This is a genomic window from Paraburkholderia sp. SIMBA_030 (genome assembly GCF_046535245.1).
GTDB lineage: Bacteria > Pseudomonadota > Gammaproteobacteria > Burkholderiales > Burkholderiaceae > Paraburkholderia.
Window position 1 is genome coordinate 1 of record NZ_JAWRXB010001233.1, and the last position, 249, is coordinate 249.

Consider the following 249-nt stretch of genomic DNA (forward strand, 5'->3'; position numbering starts at 1 on the left):
TCTCGACGCCGTGGATCGTCTCGTTCGTGCACAGATGCACATAAGCCGGGTCGTCCGACAATTGCCACTCGGAAAATCCCGGCGCGCGCGTGAAGCCGTCCGCCGTCTGGCCGCTCGCGGCGACGTGCACGGTGCCGTATTTCTGCGCTTCCTTGAAGGACTTTTGCGACCACGACCCGGTAACGACGAAATCGGCGCGGGGCTTGGAGCCAAGCAGGTTCATCGGCACGATCGCGTTTTCGCCGAGAC

General features: G+C 63.1%; 1 pseudogene. It reads right to left on the reverse strand.

The window, feature by feature from the left end:
* A pseudogene (locus tag SB772_RS43975) lies at positions 1-249 on the reverse strand (3-phosphoserine/phosphohydroxythreonine transaminase); the annotation flags it as partial.